Source organism: Aeromonas sp. 603607 (assembly GCF_049171595.1).
In the GTDB taxonomy this organism is placed as follows: Bacteria; Pseudomonadota; Gammaproteobacteria; order Enterobacterales; family Aeromonadaceae; genus Aeromonas; species Aeromonas veronii.
The window spans coordinates 1-20,054 of record NZ_JAAKOV010000007.1 but is presented as its reverse complement, the minus strand read 5'-3'; the positions used below and the strand labels follow the sequence as shown (position 1 = coordinate 20,054).

16 protein-coding genes are annotated in these 20,054 nt (G+C 58.8%); 10 read left to right on the top strand and 6 right to left on the bottom strand.

Annotation, left to right across the window (positions count from 1 at the left end):
* Positions 1-14: 14 nt before the first annotated feature.
* Genes trpCF through G5315_RS08470 form a run of 4 tightly spaced genes read right to left on the bottom strand, consistent with a single transcriptional unit; the run spans position 15 to position 4,781 of the window.
* On the bottom strand, positions 15-1,511 hold the full coding sequence (gene trpCF / locus G5315_RS08485) for a bifunctional indole-3-glycerol-phosphate synthase TrpC/phosphoribosylanthranilate isomerase TrpF (protein ID WP_421332889.1): 1,497 nt from the start codon (positions 1,509-1,511) through the stop codon (positions 15-17).
* On the bottom strand, positions 1,511-2,539 hold the full coding sequence (gene trpD, locus G5315_RS08480; protein WP_421332888.1) for an anthranilate phosphoribosyltransferase: 1,029 nt from the start codon (positions 2,537-2,539) through the stop codon (positions 1,511-1,513). Before trpD ends, trpCF begins: the two co-directional genes overlap by 1 nt.
* 15 nt (positions 2,540-2,554) lie before the next feature.
* Positions 2,555-3,154 carry an aminodeoxychorismate/anthranilate synthase component II gene (locus G5315_RS08475; protein ID WP_421291800.1) on the bottom strand — a complete coding sequence of 200 codons (600 nt, stop codon included), beginning with the start codon at positions 3,152-3,154 and terminating at the stop codon, positions 2,555-2,557.
* Positions 3,147-4,781 carry an anthranilate synthase component 1 gene (locus tag G5315_RS08470; protein ID WP_421332887.1) on the bottom strand — a complete coding sequence of 545 codons (1,635 nt, stop codon included), beginning with the start codon at positions 4,779-4,781 and terminating at the stop codon, positions 3,147-3,149. Before G5315_RS08470 ends, G5315_RS08475 begins: the two co-directional genes overlap by 8 nt.
* Positions 4,782-5,217: 436 nt before the next feature.
* Between G5315_RS08470 and rnm the strand changes: the two genes are divergently transcribed.
* The 6 genes from rnm (at position 5,218) to tesB (ending at position 10,398) form a co-directional block, all read left to right on the top strand.
* A complete protein-coding gene (gene rnm, locus G5315_RS08465) occupies positions 5,218-6,099 on the top strand; it encodes an RNase RNM (RefSeq protein WP_019445650.1) in 882 nt (293 codons plus the stop codon).
* Between the two features lie 106 nt (positions 6,100-6,205).
* Positions 6,206-6,826 carry an L-threonylcarbamoyladenylate synthase gene (locus tag G5315_RS08460; RefSeq protein ID WP_069527493.1) on the top strand — a complete coding sequence of 207 codons (621 nt, stop codon included), beginning with the start codon at positions 6,206-6,208 and terminating at the stop codon, positions 6,824-6,826.
* Positions 6,819-7,688 (top strand): segregation and condensation protein A, encoded by an 870-nt coding sequence (locus G5315_RS08455; protein ID WP_160880718.1) that lies wholly within the window; start codon positions 6,819-6,821, stop codon positions 7,686-7,688. Before G5315_RS08460 ends, G5315_RS08455 begins: the two co-directional genes overlap by 8 nt.
* The gene (scpB, locus tag G5315_RS08450) at positions 7,672-8,244 is read left to right on the top strand and encodes an SMC-Scp complex subunit ScpB (protein ID WP_005350230.1); all 573 of its coding nucleotides are present in this window, start codon (positions 7,672-7,674) and stop codon (positions 8,242-8,244) included. The genes G5315_RS08455 and scpB overlap by 17 nt, the downstream gene beginning before the upstream one ends.
* A 134-nt stretch (positions 8,245-8,378) precedes the next feature.
* On the top strand, positions 8,379-9,302 hold the full coding sequence (gene rluB, locus G5315_RS08445; protein WP_005347347.1) for a 23S rRNA pseudouridine(2605) synthase RluB: 924 nt from the start codon (positions 8,379-8,381) through the stop codon (positions 9,300-9,302).
* Between the two features lie 229 nt (positions 9,303-9,531).
* A complete protein-coding gene (tesB, locus tag G5315_RS08440; RefSeq protein ID WP_005338122.1) occupies positions 9,532-10,398 on the top strand; it encodes an acyl-CoA thioesterase II in 867 nt (288 codons plus the stop codon).
* Positions 10,399-10,476: 78 nt separating this feature from the next.
* Here tesB and aceK read toward each other — a convergent pair whose 3' ends face one another.
* Positions 10,477-12,204 carry a bifunctional isocitrate dehydrogenase kinase/phosphatase gene (aceK, locus tag G5315_RS08435; protein WP_100646423.1) on the bottom strand — a complete coding sequence of 576 codons (1,728 nt, stop codon included), beginning with the start codon at positions 12,202-12,204 and terminating at the stop codon, positions 10,477-10,479.
* Positions 12,205-12,410: 206 nt separating this feature from the next.
* Here aceK and G5315_RS08430 point away from each other — a divergent pair, with 206 nt between their 5' ends.
* The 4 genes from G5315_RS08430 (at position 12,411) to thrC (ending at position 18,067) form a co-directional block, all read left to right on the top strand.
* Positions 12,411-13,103, top strand: a complete 693-nt coding sequence (locus G5315_RS08430) for a tRNA/rRNA methyltransferase (protein WP_421332886.1) — start codon at positions 12,411-12,413, stop codon at positions 13,101-13,103.
* A 250-nt stretch (positions 13,104-13,353) separates the two neighbouring features.
* Positions 13,354-15,813 carry a bifunctional aspartate kinase/homoserine dehydrogenase I gene (gene thrA / locus G5315_RS08425; RefSeq protein ID WP_421332885.1) on the top strand — a complete coding sequence of 820 codons (2,460 nt, stop codon included), beginning with the start codon at positions 13,354-13,356 and terminating at the stop codon, positions 15,811-15,813.
* A 2-nt stretch (positions 15,814-15,815) separates the two neighbouring features.
* Entirely contained in the window at positions 15,816-16,796 is a 981-nt protein-coding gene (gene thrB / locus G5315_RS08420) for a homoserine kinase (protein WP_421332884.1), read from the top strand.
* Entirely contained in the window at positions 16,793-18,067 is a 1,275-nt protein-coding gene (gene thrC, locus G5315_RS08415; protein ID WP_421332883.1) for a threonine synthase, read from the top strand. Before thrB ends, thrC begins: the two co-directional genes overlap by 4 nt.
* A 93-nt stretch (positions 18,068-18,160) precedes the next feature.
* Here the strand turns inward: thrC and G5315_RS08410 are convergent.
* Positions 18,161-20,054: hypothetical protein (locus G5315_RS08410; protein ID WP_421332882.1), on the bottom strand; the 1,894-nt coding region annotated here is incomplete at its 5' end.

The window sequence follows — 20,054 nt, the reverse complement described above, 5'->3', positions numbered from 1 at the left end:
CAAAAAGGGTTGCGTTACAGGTTGCGCAGTGCGCCGAAGGCGGCTGCAATCTTGTGCGCATCCTTCTGGCCCGGGGCACTCTCCACCCCGGAGTTGAAATCAAGTCCGAGGCAGCCCACTTGCGCCGCCTGCAGGGCGTTGTCGGGATTAAGGCCGCCCGCCAGCATCAGCTTGGCTTTATCGAGCGTGACCAGCAGGGCCCAGTCGAACGCCTGACCTGTGCCGCCGCTCTGGCTGCCGACTTTGGTATCCAGCAGCAGCCGATCCGCCGGGTAGTCGAGGGCGGGCAGCGGCTCGCCGCTTGTGACTCCGATTGCTTTCCAGATCTGGCAGCCAGCGGGCAGCAGCGGCCGCAGTTCCTCGATATAGGCAGCATCCTCATCCCCATGCAGTTGCACCGCGGCGAGCCCCAGCGCATCCACCGTCTTGGCAATGGTGGCGGGCTGGGCGTTGCGAAATACCCCGACGTAGGAGAGCGGTGCGCCCGCCATCACGGCGCGGGCGGCGGGGATGTCCACATAACGCGGGCTTTTCGCCACAAAGATAAGACCGCCAAACACCGCGCCCGCCTGATGGGCAGCGGCGGCATCCTCGGCGCGGGTGAGGCCGCACACCTTGTTTTGGCCCAGTACCAGCTTGCGCACTGCGGCTTCCAGATCCGGCTCGGCCATCAATGACGAGCCCACCAGAAAGCCCTTGGCGTAGTGGCGCAGATCCGCTACCTGGGCGCGGTGATTGATGCCGGACTCGCTGATCACCACCCGATCGCTCGGAATATCTTTGGCCAGCTGTTTGGTGCGGTTGAGATCGACGCTCAAGTCGCGCAGATCCCGGTTGTTGATGCCAATCACCGGCGCCCCCAGCGCGATGGCGCGGGTCAGCTCCTCCTCATTGCTTACCTCGGTGAGTACGCCAAGGCCCAGCTCTTTGGCCACCGCGAACAGGGCACGATAGCCCTCGTCGGTGAGCACCGAGAGCATCAGCAGGATGGCGTCCGCCTGATAGTGGCGGGCCAGATAGACCTGATAGGGGTCAATCATGAAATCCTTGCAGAGCACCGGCTGCGATACGCGGCTGCGCACCCGCGGCAAAAAGGCGAAATCCCCCTGAAAGAACTTCTCGTCGGTCAGCACCGAGATGGCGGTGGCGTATTTGCCATAGATGTCGGCGATGGCCTCCGGGCTGAAGTCATCGCGGATCAAGCCCTTGGAGGGTGAGGCCTTCTTGCACTCCAGAATAAAGCGGGTGGAGCCCGCCTTGAGCGCCCCGACGAAATCCCGATCGCTCGGGGTCAGCGCGCTCTGGAAGCTATCCAGCGGTTGGGCCAGCTTGCGGGCGGCAACCCACTCCTGTTTGGCCGCCACGATCTTGCCGAGGATGGTCTGGCTGATGGAGGCCATGTTCAGAAAAGCATGGGGGGCAATAAGGTCTGACATCTCGTTATCCTTGCGAAACTGGCTCTTGCCCTGCGGGCGTTCTGAATGACTGTTGTGCAACGTGGTGGCTGACATCATGCCTCCTGATTGCCCGCTTCCTGATGGCTCAAAGTAGCCAGCTGAGCGGCCAGATCCGCAGCCTTGCCGCTCGCCAGCACTGCCAGCACCTCGACCGCTGCGCTCTTGAGATCGGTCGCCTTGCCCGCCATCAGCAGCAGCGGTGCCACGTTGGCGGCGATGGCGGCGTTGTGGGCCGGGGTGCCACGCCCTTCCAGAATGGCGGCGGTGATGGCGCGGTTCTCTTCAGGCTCACCACCCTGAATGGCGCTGACCGGATAGGTCTCGAGGCCAAAGTCAGCCGGGGTGAGCAGAAACTCGCGGATTTCGCCGTCACGGATCTGGGCCACCTGGGTCGGGCCGTGGATGGCAATTTCATCCAGCCCGGCGCCGTGAACCACCATACCGGTTTTCAGCCCCAGTGCCAGCAGGGTTTCTGCGATGGGGCGCACCAGCTCGGGGGCATAGACCCCCATCAGCTGATAGGTGGGGCGAGCGGGGTTGATGAGCGGCCCCAGCACGTTGAACAGGGTGCGGGTCTTGAGGGCCTGACGCACCGGCATGGCGTGGCGCACGCCGGCGTGGTACTGGGGGGCGAACAGGAAGCAGATGCCGAGCTCATCCAGGCAGCGGCGCGCCTGCGCCGGGCTCATGTCGAGCTTGATGCCCATCTTGTCGAGCAGATCGCTCGAACCCGACTTGCTCGAGACCGAGCGGTTGCCGTGCTTGGCCACTTTCAGGCCGCAGGCGGCGGCGACCAGCGCCGAGGTGGTGGAGACGTTGATGGTGTTGAGGCCATCGCCACCGGTGCCGACGATGTCGCAGAACTCGTAATCCGGACGCGGGAAGTCGCGCGCTTCTGCCAAGAGGGCCTCGGCGGCGCCGGCGATCTCCTCCGGGGTCTCCCCCTTGATCTTGAGGGCAGTCAGCAGGCTTGCGAGCACGATGGGGTCCACTTCGCCACGTACCACCTGACCGAAGGCGTCGCGGGTACTTTCACGGCTCAGAGACTGACCCTGATAGAGGGTGTTGAGATGTTGATGCATGTTGGTCTCCTTACCTTAACGCACGCTGCTTTCTGGGCGGGTGATATGGGCGAGCGCCTGAGTCAGCAGACGGGCCCCTTCCGAGGTCATGATGGATTCCGGGTGGAACTGGAAGCCCAGTACCCGCTCATCCTGCTGCTCGATGGCCATGGGCATGCCTTGATAGTGGGCAATCACCGTCAGCTCTTCCGGTACATAGGTAGCGACCAGCGAGTGGTAGCGGGCCACTGGCAAGGGGCTTTGCAGCCCCGCGAAGGCGCCGTGGCCGTTGTGCTCAATCAGGGAGCGCTTGCCGTGGACGATCTCGCCCGCCGCGCCGACGGTGCCGCCGTAGGCTTCGCACAGGGCCTGATGGCCGAGACAGATGCCGAGGATGGGTACCTGACCGCGGGCCAGCTTGATGAGGTCGATGAGGCAACCCGCCTCATGGGGGGCACCCGGGCCCGGTGAGAGCACCAGCACGGCGTCCCCTTTGCAGGCGGCAATTTCGCTCATGATGCGGCTGGCCGGCAGGCTGTTGCGGTAGATCCGCACCGGATAACCGAGGGAGCGGAACTGATCGACGAGGTTGTAGGTAAATGAATCGAAGTTGTCGAGCAGGAAGATATTAGTCATGGCTCACGTCCTTATGTTGCTCCTGCTGGGCGCTCAGGGCTTGCAGGGAGGTGCCATGGCTGGCAGCGATGGCGGCCAGCACGGCGGCCGCCTTGGCGCGGGTTTCGTCCGCTTCGGCTTGCGGCTTGGAGTCATAGACCACACCGGCACCGGCCTGCACGTGGGCCACGCCCTCTTTGACAAAGGCGGAGCGGATGACGATGCAGGTATCCATCTCGCCAGCACCGTTGATGTAGCCGACCGCGCCGCCGTAGCTGCCGCGGCGCTTGCCTTCCACCATGCGAATAAGCTCGCTGGCGCGGATCTTGGGGGCGCCGGTGAGGGTGCCCATGTTCATGCAGGCCTGATAGGCGTGCAGGGCGTCAAGGTCGGAACGCAAGGTGCCGACCACCTTGGAGACCAGATGCATCACGTGGCTGTAGCGATCCACTTTCAGCAGCTCCTTGACGTAGCGGGTGCCGGGCTCGGAGATGCGGGCGATGTCGTTGCGGCCCAGATCTACCAGCATCAGGTGCTCGGCCACCTCTTTCTCGTCCTGACGCAGTTCCAGCTCGATGCGGCCATCGAGATCCCGGTTGATGCTGCCATCCGGGTTGAAGCCGCGGCGGCGGGTACCGGCGATGGGGTACATCTCCACATCGCGGCTGGCGGCGCAGAATTTCACCGCGCTCTCCGGCGAGGCGCCAAACAGGGTGAAGCCCTCATCCTGTACGTAGAACATGTAGGGGCTGGGATTGGTCTGCTTGAGGCGGCGATAGGCGGCCAGGGGGCTTGGGCAGGGCAGGGAGAAGCAGCGGGACGGCACCACCTGAAAGATGTCGCCACGGCGGATAAAGCCCTTGAGCTTCTCCACCTCGGCGCAGAACTGCTTGTCGCTCTTGTCCACGCTCATGCCACCGGTCAGGGGCTGGGTGGTCAGCTCGGCGCAGAGGGGTTGCTGGCAAATCTGTTTGAAGTCGGTGAGTCGCTCGGTCAGGCGGGTGTATCTGTCTTCAACCTGGCTTTCGTCGCTGTCGCCGCCAAAGATGCATGCCAGCAGTTGAGTGGTGCGCTCGATATGGTCGATGGTGATCAGGGTTTCGGCCACATAGAAGCAGTAGTCGGGGCAGTCGTTGCTCCCCTCCGGCACTTCGGGCAGATCTTCAAAGGAGGCGATCAGGTCGTAGGCAAAGCTGCCCGCCATAAAGAGCGCTTCTTTGCCGAGCTGGCAATCAAGCTCCCGCTGCAGGGTGCGCAGCACGTCCAGCACGCTGCTCCCCTTGAGGCGGGAATCTTCGTCCAGCTCCCGATCGGAGGCCGGGAAGTCGAGCTGCAGCTCGCCATCTACCAGCGAGCGGGCCACCACCGCAGGCAGCCGCTCGGCCAGCAGGCTCTGCAACTGGGCGCCGTTGTCGTTCAGGCTGCGTACCCGCACGGTGCGACCACGGCACTCGATGCGCAGGCAAGCATCGACCAGCAGCAGGCTCTGTTTGCCTGCCTTGGAGTCGATCTCCACCGATTCCAGCAGCAGGTTGTTGGGGCGGCCCTGACAGAGGCGGGTATAGAGCGCCAGCGGATCGGTCACATAGGGGGCGTTGAGTTTGAGGGTATCGAATTCACCCAGAGGAAGGCGATGTGTGGCTGTCATAGTGCGTTCCCTTGCGTGTGATGCGTTTTACCGATGTTCATGACTTTGAATTCCTTAGAAATTTTATTGGTCCGGGGTGGCTGGTTCAGGGGCGCCATCGCCAGGTCAGCTTGCTTGTCTGAATTCTCGGTTTCATCACAGGTCCATTTGCCGGATAATAAAAAAGCCCGCTGGGGTCAGCGGGCTTTTTCTTTGGGTTCTTAATTTGCTGTCAGATTACAGGTACAGCAACGACCACACGCCCGCATGTCAGGGAGTGTGCCACCACCAGATGGTCAGGATGGAAGTCGTTTGCATGATAAAGTCCTGTAAAAAGATGTTTGCAATGAAGTGCCTACAGAAAACGATAAAGCCGCGGCCAAGTCAAGTCGCTTTTTAGTCTTCTTTCACCGATTTGCCATGAATGGTGACCTGACCACGAGAGCGGAATAACCTGATGAGATTCGATCTTCACTGCCATACCACTGCCTCCGACGGGGTGCTGAGCCCAGCCGAACTGGTGCGCCGCGCCGCCGAAAAACAGGTCGAAGTGTTAGCAGTTACTGACCACGACACCCTCGCCGGGCTTGATGAGGTGCGTCGCACTATCGAAGCCGAGCAACTGCCGCTGCGACTGGTGAGCGGGGTCGAGATCTCCACCGGCTGGGAGCATCACGAAATTCATATCGTGGCGCTGGGGGTGGATGAAAAAAATCCGCAGCTGACCGACTTTCTGGCCGGTCAGCTGGCCCGTCGCGAGGCGCGCGCGCTGGAAATCGGGCGTCGTCTGGAGAAGTGCCTCATTCCCGGCACCTATGAAGAGGCCAAGGCGCTCGCCGGTGACGCCGCCGTGACCCGTGCCCACTTTGCCCGGGTGCTGGTGGCACGCGGGGTAGCCGACAACATGCAGAAGGTATTCAAAAAGTACCTGAGCCGTGGCAATAAAGGGTATGCCCCGGCCGAGTGGCCCGAGATGAGCGAAGCCATCGCTGCCATTCATGCCGCCGGTGGGCTGGCGGTGCTGGCCCACCCCAGCCGTTACGATCTCACCGCCAAGTGGATCAAGCGGCTGCTGGTGGCTTTCAAGGCCGCCGGTGGTGATGCCATGGAGGTCTCATTGCCCCAGCAGAGCCCGCAGGAGCGAGCCAATCTGGGCCAGTGGGCCAAGGATCACGACCTCTATATCTCGGTGGGATCGGATTTTCACTTCCCCTCCAACTGGACCGAGCTGGGCCGCCACCTCTGGCTGCCAAAGGAAGGCATGCCCGTCTGGCTTGCCTATCCCGGTCACTTTGGGCTCACCACCGAACAACATGCCGAGCTGCTGGCGAGTCGATAACGGCATCAGCGAAGCGGCCACAAACAGGTTAAGGTAGTGTCATGGGTCTTTGACCCGTGACCATACGAGCGGGCAGGTATTGCTGCCCCCATTGCGAGAACAAGCTATGAGTCAGCATTTCTACGTACATCCGGAAAACCCCCAGGCCCGACTGATCGGTCAGGCGGTACAGATCATCCAGAACGGCGGCGTGATCGTCTATCCGACCGACTCCGGTTATGCGCTGGGTTGCCAGATGGGTGACAAGGGCGCGCTGGAGCGCATCTGCCGCATCCGTCGCCTTGATGCCAACCACGACTTCACCCTGGTGTGCCGCGATCTCTCCGAGATCGCAACCTACGCCAAGGTCGACAACAGCGCATTTCGCCTGATCAAGAACAACACCCCGGGCGCTTACACTTTTATCTTCAAGGCGACCAAAGAGGTGCCGCGCCGCCTGATGAACGAGAAGAAAAAGACAATCGGTATCCGTATTCCGGACAACAAAATAGCCCAGGCGCTCTTGGAAGCACTCGGCGAGCCGCTGCTCTCCACCACATTGATCCTGCCAGACTCCGAGATGGCCGAGTTTGACCCGGAAGAGATCTTCGACAAGTTGGGCAAGCAGATCGATCTGGTGGTCAACGGCGGCTATCTGGGCGAGCAACCCACCACAGTAGTCGATTTCTCTGACGACGAGCCGGTATTGCGTCGTCGCGGCGCCGGGGATCCGACCCCGTTTGAGTGATGTCGCTGAACCGGTGACAGTCCCTTCCGCCGAGACGGGGACTGGCGCCGCGCTACCCATCGCGAAAGTCCTGGGGCAGCCCTATCACGAGCTGCCTCAGGACCTGTTCATCCCGCCCGATGCGCTGGAGGTGTTCCTCGATACCTTCGAGGGGCCGCTGGATCTGCTGCTCTATCTCATCAGGCGCCAGCAGCTAGATATCCTCAACCTGCCGATCCTGCAGATCACCGCCCAGTACATGGAGTACGTGGAGCTGATGCAGGGGCTCAACCTTGAGCTGGCGGCTGAGTATCTGCTGATGGCAGCCTGGCTCGCGGAGATCAAATCCCGCCTGCTGTTGCCCAAGGCGCCGGAGCTGGAGGATGAAGAGGAGGGAGAAGACCCGCGGGTGACCCTGATCCGCCGCCTGCAGGAGTACGAGCGCTACAAGGTAGGGGCGGAGAGGGTCAATGAGCTGCCACGGGTGGAGCGGGAAATTTATATCGCCGCTGCCTTGCCCCCCGATTTTGGCGCCCTCAAGCCACTGGCGCCCGATGTTTCGCTGGTTGAGCTCGCCCTTTACATGCAAAGTGTGGTAAAACGCGCGACTCATTTCGAACATCACCAGATCCGCCGCGAACAGATCCCGACCCGGGTGCGCATGGCGGAGATCCTCGCCATGCTGACTCTGGGGCAGACCCTGCGCCTTGAGCAGGTGCTGCGCGCCGAAGAGGGGCGCATGGGGGTGCTGGTGACGTTTCTGGCCCTGCTGGAGCTGTGCAAGGAGCAACTGATCTGGATCCTGCAGGCAGAACCACTCGGCCCAATCCATTTCGCATTGGCCGAGCAGAGCGAGGAGGGCAACCGTGGCGCTGCCCACTGAACGACTCAAGACCCTGATCGAAGCGGCATTGTTTGTGGCCGGTCGTCCGCTCAATGTCAGCGAACTGAAAAGCAGCGTGCTGGCCGATTATCCGGTGACCAGTCGCTATGTTCAGCTACTGTTGGCCGAGATCAGGCAAGATTACAGCTCGCGAGGCGTCGAACTCAAAGAGGTCGCCTCCGGCTGGCGCTTTCAGGCGCGTCAGGAGTATGCCGAGGAGCTCTCGCGGCTCTGGAGCGAGCGGGCGCCGCGTTATTCGCGCGCCGTGATGGAGACGCTGACCCTGATTGCCTATCGCCAACCCATCACCCGGGCCGAGATAGAAGCGATCCGCGGGGTGGCGGTGTCGAGCCAGATAGTGAATACCCTGAAAGAGCGTGGCTGGGTGCGCAGCATAGGCCACAAAGAGGTGGCAGGTCGCCCCGAGCTGCTCGCCACCACCAGAGAGTTTCTGGATTACTTTAATCTGCAGAGTCTGGAGCAGCTCCCCGAGCTGGATCCGGAGCTGCAACCCCTGTTGCCCTCTGCGGTGGACGGGGAGAGCGATGCCCGGTGAATGGCGCCCAAGCGTGCCGAGTTCACCGAGATATACATTTTTCAACTGTGGCGAGTGCTCCAACCGGCGTTTGTTACAGTTAACCCCGTTGCCCCTATTACCTGTGGGCAGCGATCAACAATCAGGTAACCCCGATGAGTGAAAAACTGCAAAAAGTGTTGGCCCGCGCGGGTCACGGCTCCCGTCGTGAGATGGAGGCCCTGATCACCGCAGGTCGGGTCAGTGTGGATGGCAAGGTCGCCACACTGGGGGATCGCGTCGAAGTGAACGCCGTGATCCGGGTGGATGGTCACCAGGTCAAGACCCGTGCCGCAGAGGAAGTGATCTGCCGCGTACTGGCTTACCACAAGCCGGAAGGGGAGATGTGTACCCGTCACGATCCGGAAGGTCGTCCCACCGTGTTTGATCGTCTGCCCAAGATGGAAGGTGCCCGCTGGATTGCGGTCGGCCGCCTCGACGTCAACACCTCAGGTCTGTTGCTGTTCACCACCGACGGTGAGCTGGCCAACCGTCTGATGCACCCGAGCCACGAAGTGGAGCGGGAATACGCGGTGCGGGTCTTTGGCGAGATCACCGAAGCCATGCTGCAGCGTCTGCGCAAGGGCGTGCAGCTGGAAGATGGCACCGCCAAGTTCAACAAGATCAAACCGGCTGGCGGTGAGGGTCTGAACCAGTGGTTCAACGTCACCCTGACCGAAGGACGCAACCGTGAAGTGCGCCGCCTGTGGGAATCCCAGGAAGTGCAGGTGAGCCGCCTGATGCGGATCCGCTACGGTGACGTCAAGCTGGACCGCGGCATCCCGCGCGGCGGCTGGCAAGAGCTGAAACTGCCGGAAGTGAACTACCTGCGCGGTCTGGTCAACCTGCCGCCGGAGACCGAATCCAAGGTCGATCTGCAGCAAGATGGCAAAACCAGCCGTCACAAGCAGGCCGCCCAGATCCGTCGCGCCGTGCAGCGTCACAAAGAGATGCAGGGCAAAGAGCCGCGCGCTCGCGCCACCACCGCCCGTCGCAAGCCGCAAGCCTCTACCCGTAACTCCGGTACCGGCAGCAAGTAAGCCGATAGCCCGTTGCGAACTGCGCGCCGTTCAAGTGCGCAGTCGGCCAAGCAAAGGCCCGCACCAACTGGTGCGGGCCTTTTTGTATCAACCCCCCTGGCTGGTAAAAGGGGGGTTGGTGAGAAATTGAGGGGAATTTCTGTCGTCTGTTTGCCCGCAGACTCGCCGCTGCGGTTGCTCTGCTCCGGTGAGCTTGTTAGCCTGTGCGGCTCTGACAGAGGAGTGAACGATGAGCAAGGTACTTGATGAGCTGCTGGCGTTGCTGGCGCTGGAAAAAATCGAGGAGGGCCTGTTTCGGGGCCAGAGCCAGGATCTCGGTCTGCGGGCCGTGTTTGGCGGACAGGTAATGGGGCAGGCCTTGTCAGCCGCCAAGCAGACGGTCGAGACCGGCCGTCAGGTTCACAGTTTTCACTCCTACTTCCTGCGTCCGGGGGATGTGACCCGTCCCATCGTCTATGACGTGGAGAATATCCGTGACGGCCAGACCGTCTCCACCCGCCGGGTCAAGGCGATTCAGGGCGGCAAGCCCATCTTCTATCTCAACGCCTCGTTTCAGGTGCCGGCAGATGGTTTCGAGCATCAGGCGCAGATGCCGACCGGCATCACCCCGCCGGAGGAGCTCAAGAGTGAGCTGGAGCTGGTGCGCCCCTACGAGAACCTGATCCCGGCTTCCCTGCGCGACAAGATCCTCTGCGAGCAGCCCATCGAGATGCGCCCGGTGACCCTGGTCGACCCTATTCGGCCGACGGTGCAGGATCCGGTGCGTCACGTCTGGTTCAAGGCCAATGGCCAGATGCCGGACGATCTGCGGGTGCACAAATACCTGCTGGCCTACGCCTCCGACTTCAACTTCCTGCTCACCTCGCTGCAGCCCCACGGGGTGTCCTACTGGGAGCCGGATATGCAGGTGGCCACCATCGACCACTCAATGTGGTTCCACCGGGATTTCCGCTTCGACGACTGGCTGCTCTACGTGGTAGACAGCCCGAGCGCCAGCAGCGGCCGCGGTCTGGTGCGCGGTCAGTTCTTCACCCGCGACGGGGTGCTGGTGGCGAGCACCATGCAGGAGGGGGTGATCCGCCGTCGCGGCAGTTAAGGCGCCAAGCGGATAGCAAAACGGGGTGGCACTGGCCACCCCGTTTTCGTTGCTGTGATGTGCGCGGACTCTGCGCGATCAGCCGCCGCGCTGGTACTTGAAGCGTTTCTTGCGACGGTAGGGATAGACATCGTCAAACAGCCCCACCTTGATGTTGCTCTGCAGCATCTTCCAGTAGTTGGCGTCGAACATCTCCTTGTGCAGCTGCAGCATGATCTCCCGCACCTGCGGCTTTTGCAGCAGGAAGGTGGCGAACTCTTCCGGGAAGATGTCGTTGGGGGCCACCGAATACCAGGGCTCGGCGCTCCACTCATCCTCGGGGTAGCGTGGCGGCGGGATCTGGCGGAAGTTGCACTCCGTCATGTAGCAGATTTCGTCGTAGTCGTAGAAAACCACCCGGCCGTGGCGGGTGACGCCGAAGTTCTTGAACAGCATGTCCCCTGGGAAGATGTTGGCCGCCGCCAGCTGCTTGATGGCGTTGCCGTACTCCTCCAGCGCGAGGCGGGTCTGCTGCTCGTCCGCCTTGTCCAGATAGAGGTTGAGGGGGATCATCTTGCGCTCGGTATAGAGGTGCTTGATCACCAGCTTGTCGTCGCTGATGGTGAGCGCCGAGGGTGCCACCGTCTTGAGTTCGGCAAGGAGCTCCGGCGAGATGCGATCCAGCGGAAACTCGAAGTTGGTGAACTCCTGGGTATCGGCCATCCGACCCACCCGATCGTGCTGTTTAACTAGCCGGTATTTTGCCTTCACCTGCTCGTGGCTCACATCCTTGGGCGGGGTGAACTCGTCTTTTATCACCTTGAACACCACATCGTAGGAGGGGAGGGTGAATACGCTCATCACCATCCCCTTGATGCCGGGGGCGATGATGAACTGATCCCGACTCTGGGCCAGATGGTGGCGGTAGTGGCGATAGAGCTCGGTCTTGCCGTGCTTCTGGCAGCCGATGGCGTTGTAGATCTCGTAATCGGGTTTGTGGGGCATGATTTGGCGCAGGAAGGCGACAAACAGTGCCGGTTCGCGGGCATAAACCATGAAATAGGCGCGGGCGAAGCCAAACACGATGGAGGCGAGATCCGGCTCAAAGATGACGGTGTCCACATAGATGCTGTGGCCTGTGCTGAGCAGGGGCAGGATAAAGGGGAAGACCTGATCCCGGGCCCGGATCAGCCCCACCAGATAGGCACCCTTGTTGCGGTAGAACACCTCTTTCAATAGCTCGATGGCAAACGGCTCATCATGGAGGATTTGCGGGCCGTTCTCCGCAAGATGGCGGTGGATGTCGACAATATCCCGCTGCTTGTCCTCGTAGGGGAGGGTGAAGCTGTAATCCCCCAAAAGCTGGCTCAAGGTCTGCGGCAAGTGGGCGAGATCGGTGCGATAGATGCGCAGCAATGCGCTGAGATCGGGTTTTTCGCCACGGCTGACAAAGGGGTGGATATAGAGGTTCTCGTCGCGGATATTGCGATGGCGAAAGATGCGGCGATAGACGGAGTTGAAGAAGGACTCCGCCACCTCAAAGTTGTCACAGCGGGGCAGCAGATCGCTGAAGGCGCTTTTGACCCGCTTGAGCAGCTCCTGAGTGGCGTGGTGCTCCCCCATCATCTGGCGGATGGAGCTGGCGGTGGCCCCCACATGGTGGTCATAGAGGCGAATGCGCTCGCGCCCGGCGAGCTGCACCCCCAGCCAGTCACTGTTCTCGAAGCGGCTCTTGCTGCCCTGGGTTATCTCGAGAAACCGGCTGTAAAACGACTCGAAGCGTTGCAAGATAGTCTCGGCGACGGCCTGTTCCAATGGCTGCTGCATCTCTCTCTTCCTTGTGATCTGTCGGGCCGATAGCGCGAAGGATTGGGTGTAATTTGTTCACACGTCAGGCCACTATCGCAACATTCAAACGTCTGTTCAAGTGGCAATTTTCGGGGATAAACGGTAGATTGCGCCCCTGTTTTGGTGATGGTTTAGCGACTGTTTGCTGTCTGTTTGAGAGGCCGTCCGGCCTGTGAGGAAACCCGATGAAGCTCTATTTTGTCCTGGTGGCACCTGCCCGACCTGCGAACGTGGGGGCGGCTGCCCGCGCCATGAAAACCATGGGATTTGATGCCATGCGACTGGTGGCGAGCCGGGTACACGAAGAGGAGGAGGCGAGCTGGGTGGCCCACGGCGCCCAGGAGATCCTGACCCAGGCCGAAGCGTTCGATACCCTGCCCGAGGCGCTGGCCGACATGGATCTGGTGATCGCCACCACCGCCCGTGAACGCGGTCGCTACCAGCACTACCTCACCCCGGGGGAGATCCGCGAGCAGATCCGCAGCAAGCCTTCACTCAACAAGGTCGCCATCGTCTTTGGCTGCGAGGAGTCGGGGCTCTCCAACGAGCAGCTGGCCGAGGTCGACCTCATCAGCTATCTGCCCCTCAAGGTGAGCTACCCGTCCCTCAATCTGGGGCAGGCGATCATGCTCTACGCCTACGAGCTGAGCCCGCTGCTCGATGAGGCAAGTGTCGCAGCAGAAAATATTGATAACAGCGGACAGGTTCGCGTGCTCAAAAGCAAAACAGCAGAAATTTTGGGTGAACTCGGAGTTTCGCAGGATGAAAAACTGCATCAGTGGGTGATGGACCGGGTACCCATGCTGCCGCAGCGGGATTTGAACATGCTCCACCTGCTCTGCAAGGACCTTGCCCGCAAACTTGGCAAAAAGGTTTAAGTTGACAGCCCTGCGCCCGGCGCGGTATTGCTAAAAGCCAGCTTCGTCAACGAGTGTTCGTCATGCAGTTATTCACCAACGTCATCACCACCACCATTATTACCGGTACCACCACAGGTGGCACTGGGGCCGGTTGATGCGCTGACGAACAAGCACAGAAATCAAAAAAGGCCCGTACCCACCCAGTACGGGCCTTTTTGTTGGACTGGTTTTTAGATTGAATTTCATAGATTTACAGGGAGAGAAAGCGATGAGAGTGTTGAAATTTGGCGGGTCTTCACTGGCCGATGCAGAGCGTTTTTTACGGGTGGCCGATATCGCGGTCAACACCCACGGCCAATCTCAGGTAGCCCTGGTGCTGTCTGCACCTGCCAAGGTGACCAATCATCTGGTGGCGCTGGTGGAACAGACCAGTCGCGGCATGGATGCCAGTTCCACCCTGTTTGAAGTCAACGGTATCTTCTCCCGCCTCTTGGCCGGGTTGAAGGCGGCCTATCCGGCGCTCGATGACAAGGCGCTACTGGCCCGTCTCACCGCCGAGCTGGATCAGGTGGAGCGTCTGATGCAGGGCATCCGTCTGCTGGGCCTCTGTCCGGACAACGTGCAGGCGCGCATTCTGAGCCGTGGCGAGAACCTCTCCATCGCCTTTATGCACGAACTGCTGCGGGTGCGCGGCCTGGATCTGGAGCTGATCGTGCCGGAAGAGCTGCTGGTGACCGATGGCGGTTATCTGGAAGCCCATGTCGATATCGAAGCCTCCCGCCTGCGCTTTGCCGCCAAGGGGCTGCGTAGCGATTGCCTCTACCTGATGCCGGGCTTTACCGGTGGCAGCGACAAGGGCGAGACCGTGCTGCTGGGCCGCAACGGCTCCGACTACTCCGCCGCCGTGCTGGCTGCCTGCGTCGATGCCGAGTGCTGCGAGATCTGGACTGACGTCGAGGGCTGCTACAGCTGCGACCCCCGTCTGGTGCCGGATGCCTACCTGCTGAAAACTCTCTCCTACAAGGAGGCGATGGAGCTCTCCTACTTCGGTGCCAAGGTGCTGCACCCGAAAACCATCGCGCCGGTGGCCCAGTTCCATATTCCCTGCCTCATCAAGAACAGCTTCAACCCGCAAGGGCCGGGCACCCTGATCGGCCCCGAGAGCGGCGACGATGACCTGAAAGTGAAGGCTATCTCCGACTTGTCCGGCATGTGCATGTTCAACGTCTCCGGTCCCGGCATGAAGGGGATGGTCGGCATGGCCGGTCGCATCTTCTCAGCCGTCTCCCGCGCCGGGGTCAGTATCGTGCTGATCACCCAGTCATCCTCCGAGTACAGCGTCAGCTTCTGTATCCATAGCTACGACAGCGAGAAGACCCGCAAGGTGCTGGAGCGCGAGTTCGAGCTCGAATTCAAAAACCAGCTGCTGGAGCCGCTGGATATCATCAGCGATCTGGCGATCATCTCCCTGATCGGTGACGGCATGCGCACCAGCAAGGGGATGGCGGCCCGCTTCTTCACTTCGCTGGCGCAAGCCTCCATCAATATCGTCGCCATCGCGCAGGGCTCCAGCGAGCGCTCCATTTCGGCGGTGGTGCGGGATCGCAAGGTGGCGGAAGCCATCAAGGCGTGCCACCAGAACTTCTTTGGCAGCCAGCAGTTTATCGATCTCTTTGTGGTCGGTGTCGGTGGCGTCGGTGCCGCGCTGGTGGATCAGATCGCCCGCCAGCAACCGGTTCTGGCCGAGCAGGGCACTGGCCTTCGCGTGGTCGGCATCGCCAACAGCCGCCAGATGGCGGTCAACAAGGATGGCCTGAACCTCGCCAACTGGCGTGAACAGCTGGTGGAAGCCCGCGACAGCTTCTCGCTGGAAGGGGTGAAAAAGCTGGTGGAAGATAGCCATATCATCAACCCGGTGATCGTCGACTGCACCTCCTCCGAGGCGGTGGCCGTCCAGTACGCCGACTTCCTCGCCGCCGGTTTCCATGTGGTGACTCCAAACAAGAAGGCCAACACCGGCTCGCTCGATTACTACAAGGCGCTGCGTCGCACTGCCCGCCAGACTCGCCGCAAGTTCCTGTACGAGACCAACGTCGGCGCCGGTCTGCCGGTTATCGAGAACCTGCAGAACCTCATCAAGGCCGGTGACAAGCTGCGTGCCTTCGATGGCATCCTCTCCGGTTCTCTCTCCTTTATCTTCGGCAAGCTGGACGAGGGGATGGCCTTCTCCGAGGCGACCCAAATCGCCCGTGGCAACGGCTTTACCGAGCCGGATCCCCGCGACGATCTCAACGGCATGGATGTGGCGCGCAAGCTGCTCATTCTGGCCCGCGAAGCCGGCATGGCGCTGGAGCTCTCCGATGTCGAAGTCGAGCAGGCACTGCCGCCGGGCTTTGACGCCAGCGGCGACGTGGAAGCCTTTATGGCCCGCCTGCCCGAAGCCGATGGCTGGTTCCGCGACCAGTTCGCCGCCGCCCAGCGTGAAGGCAAGGTGCTGCGCTATGTGGGTTCCATCGAGGGTGGCAAGTGCAAGGTCGCCATCAAGGCGGTCGGTGGCGACGAGCCGCTGTTCAAGGTCAAAGACGGGGAGAACGCGCTCGCCTTCTTCTCCACCTACTACCAGCCGATCCCGCTGGTGCTGCGTGGCTATGGCGCCGGTACCGAAGTGACTGCAGCGGGGGTCTTTGCCGACGTGCTGCGCACCCAGAACTGGAAGCAGGAGTTGTAAGCATGAGTTCAGACATGTACCAGAGCAGCAGCGTGGTGGCCTATGCCCCCGCCTCCAGCGCCAACCTGAGCGTGGGTTTCGATGTACTGGGGGCGGCGCTCGCCCCCGTGGATGGCTCTCTGCTCGGCGATCGGGTGCAGGTAAAAGCAGCTGACGTGCCGTTCGCCCTCTCCGCCGTGGGCCGCTACGCCCACAAGCTGCCGGACGATCCGAAAAAGAATATCCTCCATGACTGCTGGGTCGCCTATGGCGAGGCGCTGGAGAAGCGCGGCCTCGGTCTCAAGCCGCTCGAAATGGTCCTGGAGAAGAACCTGCCTGTCGGCTCGGGTCTGGGTTCCAGCGCCTGCAGCGTGGTCGCGGCGCTGGAAGGGCTCAACGCCTTTCACGGCGCGCCGCTCAATGAGCACGACATGCTGCTGCTGATGGGGGAGATGGAGGGCAAGATCTCCGGCTCCGTTCACTACGACAACGTGGCCCCCTGTTATCTCGGCGGCATGCAGCTGGTGCTGGAAGAGCATGGCGTTATCAGTCAGGGTATTCCGGTGTTCGATCAGTGGTACTGGGTGGTCTGCTACCCGGGTACCGTGGTTTCGACCGCTGCTGCCCGCGCCATTTTGCCAGCCCAATATCGCCGTCAGGATTGCCTCACCTATGGCCGCCGCCTGGCTGCCTTTGTCCACGCCAGCTACACCGGACAGGAGGGGCTGGCGGCGAGCGTCTTGAAAGACGTGATTGCCGAGCCCTACCGCGCGGCGCTGATCGAAGGCTTTGCCGAGGTGCGGGCGCAGGCGGCCCAGAACGGGGCGCTCGCTACCGGTATCTCGGGCTCCGGCCCCACCGTGTTTGTGGTGATGAAGGAGCTGGCGCAGGCCGAGCGGATGAAGGATTGGATGGAAGCACATTTCGTGCAGAACGAAGATGGATTTGCCCGGGTCTGCAAACTGGACATGGCCGGGGCACGGGTAACAGGAAGCGAGCTATGAATCTCTACAACATCAAGGACAACAGCGAACAGGTGAGCTTCGCGCAGGCGGTGCGTCAGGGCTTGGGTCGCGAACAGGGGCTCTTCTTCCCCGAACAACTCGAACCGCTCGCCGATGTGGATGCCCTGCTCGATCTGCCGCTGGCCGAACGCTCTGCCCGCATCCTGAGCCACCTGCTGGGGGACGAAGTGCCCGCCGCCAAAGTGAGCGAGCTTATCAACGCCGCCTTCACCTTCCCGGCGCCGCTGGTCAAATTGAAAGATGGCACCTATGCCCTTGAGCTGTTCCACGGCCCGACCCTGGCGTTCAAGGATTTCGGCGGCCGCTTTATGGCCCAGTGCCTCGCAGCGTTTCGCACTAACGACAAAATTACTATCCTCACCGCCACCTCCGGCGACACCGGCGCCGCCGTAGCCCACGCCTTCTACGGGCTGGAGGGGATCGAGGTGGTCATTCTCTACCCCAAAGGCAAGATCAGCCCCTTGCAGGAGAAACTCTTCTGCACCCTCGGCGGCAATATCCGCACCATCGCCATCGACGGCGACTTCGATGCCTGTCAGGCGCTGGTAAAACAGGCCTTTGACGACGAAGCGCTGAAAAAGGCCATTGGCCTCAACTCCGCCAACTCCATCAATATCAGCCGTCTGCTGGCGCAGGTTTGCTACTACTTCGAGGCGGTGGCCCAGCTGCCCAAAGCCTCCCGCGCCAAGGCGGTGATCTGCGTGCCGTCCGGCAACTTTGGCAACCTCACTGCGGGTCTTATCGCCAAGGCGCTGGGGCTGCCGGTGAAGCGCTTTATCGCCGCTACCAACGCCAACGACACCGTGCCGCGCTACCTGAAAACCGGTCAGTGGGAGCCACACCAGACAGTGGCCACCCTGTCGAACGCCATGGATGTCAGCCGCCCCAACAACTGGCCGCGGGTAGAAGAGCTGTGCCGTCGCAAGGGTTGGGCGCTGGAGACCCTGGGTTCTGGCATGCGTGACGACGCCCAGACCCGTGATGCCCTGAAACGGCTGCACCAGCAGGATTACCTGTGTGAACCCCATGGCGCCATTGCCTGGGATCTGCTGGGGGAACAGCTGGCCGAGGACGAAGTGGGGGTGTTCCTCTGCACCGCCCATCCCGCCAAGTTCAAGGAGTCGGTGGACGAGATCCTCAATCTCGATGTGCCGCTGCCCGGCCCGCTGGCCAAGCATGCCGAACTGCCGCTGCTCTCTGTTAATTTGCCTGCGGAGTTTGCCCGGTTAAGGGCGTTTTTGGTGGGCTAACTGCCGCTTAGAGATAATCGATAGAAATAAAAATCCCCCGGTGACGGGGGATAATTTAAGCTGTACAGACAATCTGTATTTACAGCAATGCTCTTAATTTTTTTGTTCTTCTAGTTGTTTTAATTTTTCTTTTAGTACTTTATTTTCATCTTCTAGCGCACGAATTCTTCGTTTATCTTCATATTCATGAGGTTTTATGTTGAGTAAAACCTCTAGCTCGTCTTTGAATGGCATAATAGGTTGGTACAGTCTGTGAAATGCTTTTCCAATGGCTCCCCTAAATAACTCTAATTTCGGTCTGCTATCACCACACTGAATTATATGCTCGGTTGCAATGCCTGGATATGGGTCAACATATATAATTTTTGATATTCCGAGCTGATAGGCTTTTTTTGCACAAAGTTCACAGGGACTTGCAGTTGTAAATAAGAAACCACCTAATATGGATTGACCTCCATATTTAGTTATTTGTAAAAATGCATTTTCTTCTGCGTGTAATGAACGTGTATGAACTTGATTTTTTTCCTCTTCAATCTGATTTTGTAAATCTTTAAAACAATATGAAATATTCCTTCCATTTAATAACGGTGATGTTAGAAGAGAGTTATATTTTTCTTTGATTATTTTCCTGAATTTTTTATCGTTACGTTCGTAAGTGCTGTAGGCTGGGGAGTCAATACCCAAAATTAGGTCTTCAGCATTCCTTAGTAAACATGGGACTTGTCCCTGTGGAGTATTATTCCAACCTATAGCCTTTACTGAAAAGGCTGTGTTTGTGATAGCGGCACCGACTTGTCGAGATATACATCCAGAATTCATTTTCGCACTATAAGCTATTTGCATACAGCTTTCTGTTGATGTCGGCATGACCAATCCTGGATGAAGCATCAAGGCTATATACCAAGCCAGTTGGCATCGAAGGTCATTATCCCCAAAGGCGTCATCCTTAGGGTTGTTAATGTGGATGTCTGATATTTCTATACATTTCTGTATGTTTTGAGAAATATACTTGTGATGACCTTTTAATTTTGCTGGATATTCCTTCTTATCAAGTTCATCGATCTGCTCTGTAGTGAAGTTTAAATTCCCCTCCAAATGCTTCAGTCTGTTTTTGTTGTCAGTGTTGATTGAAATTAAATAAAAATTTGAATATCTATTTTTAAAAAATATTGCTTCGTATGGGTTTCTTATTGCATCAATTACAATATAACAAGGCTTACTCTGTGATTTAAGATAATCACGAATCAATTTAATAACGTGATTGATCTTATTTGGGAATGACATTACATGCCTAGCCTCAAACTTATCAGAAGCAGCATTATCAGACGACCTTATGTTGTCACCAGCAATTTGATATGTTTTTATGTAACTTCCACTTTGGATTTTATTTATATTTAATTTTATTTCTTCACTTAGACAAGGTAATATTTCAGTATAGAAAACGTATGCTTCTTCTAGATCCTCAGGCTTTCCTGTTTCAATTTTAGATTTTATCTTTTTGGTTAAACAGGTGGCGCTATCAAAACTCCCTTTTATTTCACTTAGCGAATTTTTTATCGATTTTATTTCTATGTTTGTTATTTTGCTATAAAATGAGCAAAAACCATCAAATCCAAGATCAACAATATAATCAGTGATGATTGTTTTTACTTGAAGGTGGTGAAATTGTAAGTTTTCTTGTTTGTTAATGTATTTCTTTATTATCTTGTACTTTCTGCTTTCATTTTTTAAATATGGAGCATCAGATGACTCTGGGAGATTAAAAGAGCCTGATGAAAGAATTCTTGCGGATGTACTGCATCCAGAACCAGTTCTACCAGTTAGGCCTATTAATAGAAAGTCTTTATATTCATTATAAACATTAATTATGGCTGATGAGTGTTCAGATATATCCCCCCTATCTGGTATAGTATCTTCTGGTTTATCTTCTGGTTTATCTTCTGGTTTATCTTCTGGTTTATCTTCTGGTTTATCTTCTGGTTTATCT